The sequence below is a fragment of the Candidatus Cloacimonadota bacterium genome (assembly GCA_011372345.1).
Classification (GTDB): Bacteria; Cloacimonadota; Cloacimonadia; order Cloacimonadales; family TCS61; genus DRTC01.
Map to the genome: position 1 here is coordinate 1 of DRTC01000107.1, position 4,147 is coordinate 4,147.

Genomic DNA, 4,147 nt, shown 5'->3' on the forward strand with positions numbered 1-4,147 from the left:
CAGAGATCACAGAGATTTTTTATTTTGCATTTCAATTTTCTGAATTCCCGTTTCCTTTTCCTGTTTCCAATTATATTTTTAATCAATTTATAAAGTTATGTTCTTATTTTTAGTGGAATTAGATCTATTGCGGATAAATTCCCGATCTATCTTATCACTCCAGTTCAACCACATAAATAACTCCATTGATTTCAACGATCTCCTTTTTTTCCACCGGATCTTCTTCGAGAATATTATACTCCGGTGGTAGTTCGTGTTCCTGCAGAACTGTCAGGTCCGGAACATAATGCCATTCAGCTCCGAATTCTATCCATTTGGATAGGGAAAAAATCGATTGACAGCTAAGCAAGAGAACAAAAATTAAGATCATAAATATGAGAGATGATTTTTTTCTCATTTTTGCATGCTCCTTTTTCTTGTTATCTATATTTATATATCATTGAAAAGGGAAATGAGGGAACAAAAGTAGCGTATTTTATAATAAAATAAGGAATTACAAGATGACCATTTTTTCGTCATCACGAGGATTCCGATAAAATAGTTCTAACGAAATGAACGCATTTGTTTGAGATTGCTTCGCTTGATGCCGGCATCCGGTAGCTGCCGGACACAAAGACACCAGAACATATAAGGGGTATTTTTATGACAGATCAAGAAGCCCGGGATTATGCAAAAATTTCTTATTTTGAAGCCTTGAAGATACTGAATAATATTGAAGATGCTAAAGATATTTCCCAAACTGTAGTTTTTAATTTATGTGAGAAAAAGATAAAAGTCGATAAAAAAGGAAAGGATAAATATATCAAAAAAATAGCAGTTAATGAAGCCTTGAAATATGCAAAAAAAAGAAATCGCACTATCACCTTTGCCTCTGTTGAACATCTGATCACAGATGATCTCTTGGATAGCAGCTTAAGTTCTCGCCATGAAAAGTATGATATAATTCAGAAAAACATTAAAAAATTAAAATATTTTGAAAGAGATCTTATGAAGAACTATTTTAATAAGGGCTGTACGATCAAAAAAATTGCGATACAGAGAAAAGAATCGTTTGAAAACTTGAAGAAAAAGATCTACAACCTGAAAAAAGATACGCTGGCTGAGTATTACCGTCATGCAGGTATGATCGGTACAAAAGCGATAATAAATTCTAAATTGCATAGAAACATCAGGAACTTTATCATTTCCTTTAAACTTGCCATAAAAAACAATACTGTTAACAAGATGAGAATATATTTCGGAAAGCAATTAATTCTTAACCAAATTCCAAATTTCGATTTCGCGAGATTTCATGATTATAATATCAGGTTAACAGGGAGAAACAGATTTCGATTGATCGTGCATTATTTTGATTCCAAAAATGAATATAACTGCTATTTCCTTTATTTCACTACCTATTATAAAAACAGGATCAGGATCACTAAATTACCAAAACTTCCTAAAAAAATAACCGGTTTTAAAGCCGCAGAAATCCCATTACATATAAAAGAACAACTAAAACCAGGTAAAAGAGGGATATTATCCATTTCCGATGAAAAAGTAGATGAATTATTGAAAGATTTTAAACCTGTTTATGAAAGATAGATAATAAAACAACCTGTCGGATTGTTAAGGAAAGCAATCCTGTATAGACTATTTGAATATTATTTTTTTTTCTTTTGACAATTAATAACCTTGAAAAAATTATCCTTCCAAATATTTAAGGAAAATAATATGGAAAGTTTGATCGAAATAAACGATATAAAAAAAGAATACAAAATGGGAAAGATCACAGTTCCTGCTTTGAACGGAATTGATCTTACCATTGATAAAAACGATTTTGTAGCGATCATGGGACCTTCCGGTTCCGGTAAATCTACTTTAATGCACATTCTCGGCTGCCTTGATTCTCCCAGTTCCGGGGAATACTTTCTCAGTAATGAAGAAGTCAGCAAAATGAAGAAAAGGAAATTAGCTGCTATTCGTAATAAACAGATCGGATTTGTGTTCCAGACCTTTAACCTTCTCCCCCATTTGAATATTCAGAAAAATGTCGAGCTTCCTTTGATGTATGCAGGTTTCGGGAAAAGGAAACGGATCAGGCAGGCAAGGAAAGTATTGGATGAAGTGGGATTAAGTGACCGGCTTAAACATAAACCGACCGAACTTTCCGGAGGACAGAGACAGAGGGTTGCCATAGCCAGAGCAATTGTAAACAATCCTTCGATCATTCTCGCTGATGAACCGACAGGTAACCTGGATACTGCATCCGGTAATGATATTCTCTCTATATTTTCCGAACTCCATGCAAAGGGTCATACCCTGATCATTGTAACTCATGATGCTGCTGTGGCGAACAGGGCAAATAAAGTGATCCAGATCGTGGACGGATTAATAACAGATGGTAACTAAACCTTACGAATGGTCGGACTTTCCGAAGCTTCCCCCAAAGAACTTCTTTAAGATAAGATTCGGAAAGTTGAACAGTTTTGAATGTAGGCTTATTTTAAAATTTGTTAAGTCTAAAAGACTTCACAAATTCAAACGATTGAAACTTACCAATCCGACAGCTGCCGGATTGTGAAGTTTTTTAAAATTAAAATGGATATAAGAACATTCTAAAAACTTATGGAAACTTACCAAATCTAAAAGATTTGTGAAGTTTTAATTACCGGATAAAAACAATGGCAATATCTCTTAAAGAAAGTGTGATCGTCGGCTTCTCTGATTTCTGGTCTCGCAAGATCAGGAGTTTTGTGACCATCTTTGGCATTATTTTGGGAACCATGTCCATCGTGGTGGTTCTTTCATTAGTCAAAGGGATCAACAAAAAGACACTCGATTGGATGATGGAGCGCGGTGGAATGAGTAAGATCACGATCCGGAGAAACTGGGAATATAATAAGGAAACATCTCAAAAAAAATATTTTACTCTCAAGGAATATAATCTGATCCATTCCCTTCTTCCGGAAGCTGAATATTTTAATCCGCAGATCAGAAAACATTTCAGGATAAGTTCAGGTTCGGAGAAATTCTGGGGAAGAGTCAATGGAGTGACTCCTGATTTTACAAAAGTCGAGGAATGGACAACTTCGGAAGGAAGATTCATCAGTGAGTTCGATATCAATCAATCAAATGATGTGATCGTTATTGGAACACAGGTGAGAGAAGAATTATTCGGTAACAAAAATCCGATCGGGGAATTCATCACAGTTCACAATCGCAGGTTGCAGGTAATCGGAATTATGGAGTATAAATTTCTTCCCGGTGATTTTATGCATGATAATGCTCTTGGTTATATGAACAGAAGATCATTCATTCCCATCAGCACCATGATCCATAAAGTAACAAATGAAGATGTTATCGAAGATCTATCTATCAGAGCTGTCAGTCCCGAACATGCTCCTGAATTAAGAAGCAAGATAGAAAACATTGTTTTAAACCTGCGCCATGGAGAACCTGTTTTCAGGATAGAATCCGCCCAGGAAAATGCTGAAGACATGGCAAAAGAGCAGGCAACTTTCAGGATGATATTTTTCCTGATCAGCACGATCTCGCTTCTCGTTGGAGGTATTGTCATCATGAATATTATGCTGGCTTCTATTCAGGAACGAACCAGAGAAATCGGAATTCGGATAGCAGTTGGAGCTCGTCGGAGAGATATTTTCCTGCAATTCCTGGTTCAAACGGTTTTAGTTACTACCGTTGGTGGAATATGTGGAATAATTTCAGGATTGCTGATTCTGGATATGGTTGGGAAATACCTTGAATTTGAATTAATTGCCGGATTCCAAATGATAGTTGTAGCTTTGATCGTTTCTGCCGGAGTCGGATTGATCTTCGGAATATCACCCGCGATCAAAGCAAGTAGACTTAATCCGGTCGAGGCGTTGAGATATGAATAAAGGACTGATAACTTTTTTTAAAGCGTTTAAGAAGAAATACGAGGAAGAAGGTATTTTCAAAGAATCAGCAGCATTAACCTTTATCACTTTATTGGGTTTTGTTCCTTTTATAATCTTCCTTCTTTTTTTCCTGCCGGAACTTCCCTTCCTCAAACTTCAATCTCATTTCAAAGAACTTCTAATTTCAATTTTTCTTCCTGATTCTGCTGAACAGATTTCCGAGTTTGTAACTCAAATTGCAAGTAAAAAAATACCTTTTAATC

5 protein-coding genes are annotated in these 4,147 nt (G+C 35.7%); 4 read left to right on the forward strand and 1 reads right to left on the reverse strand.

Annotated elements, in window-relative coordinates:
- Nucleotides 1–154: 154 nt before the first annotated feature.
- Nucleotides 155–397 carry a hypothetical protein gene (locus tag ENL20_01980; protein ID HHE37323.1) on the reverse strand — a complete coding sequence of 81 codons (243 nt, stop codon included), beginning with the start codon at nt 395–397 and terminating at the stop codon, nt 155–157.
- 245 nt (nt 398–642) lie between these two features.
- Between ENL20_01980 and ENL20_01985 the strand changes: the two genes are divergently transcribed.
- From ENL20_01985 to ENL20_02000, 4 genes are all read left to right on the forward strand, one after another.
- Nucleotides 643–1,584, forward strand: coding sequence for a hypothetical protein (locus ENL20_01985; protein ID HHE37324.1), 942 nt, complete (start codon nt 643–645; stop codon nt 1,582–1,584).
- Between the two features lie 129 nt (nt 1,585–1,713).
- On the forward strand, nt 1,714–2,391 hold the full coding sequence (locus ENL20_01990) for an ABC transporter ATP-binding protein (GenBank protein ID HHE37325.1): 678 nt from the start codon (nt 1,714–1,716) through the stop codon (nt 2,389–2,391).
- A gap of 272 nt (nt 2,392–2,663) precedes the next feature.
- The gene (locus ENL20_01995) at nt 2,664–3,884 is read left to right on the forward strand and encodes an FtsX-like permease family protein (protein ID HHE37326.1); all 1,221 of its coding nucleotides are present in this window, start codon (nt 2,664–2,666) and stop codon (nt 3,882–3,884) included.
- Nucleotides 3,877–4,147: hypothetical protein (locus ENL20_02000; protein HHE37327.1), on the forward strand; the 271-nt coding region annotated here is incomplete at its 3' end. The genes ENL20_01995 and ENL20_02000, both read left to right, overlap by 8 nt.

Coding starts and splice junctions, on each gene's coding strand:
- ENL20_01990 (HHE37325.1), top strand. CDS start 1,714: ATGGAAAGTTTGATCGAAATAAACGATATAAAAAAAGAATACAAAATG.
- ENL20_01985 (HHE37324.1), top strand. CDS start 643: ATGACAGATCAAGAAGCCCGGGATTATGCAAAAATTTCTTATTTTGAA.
- ENL20_01995 (HHE37326.1), top strand. CDS start 2,664: ATGGCAATATCTCTTAAAGAAAGTGTGATCGTCGGCTTCTCTGATTTC.
- ENL20_01980 (HHE37323.1), bottom strand. CDS start 397: ATGAGAAAAAAATCATCTCTCATATTTATGATCTTAATTTTTGTTCTC.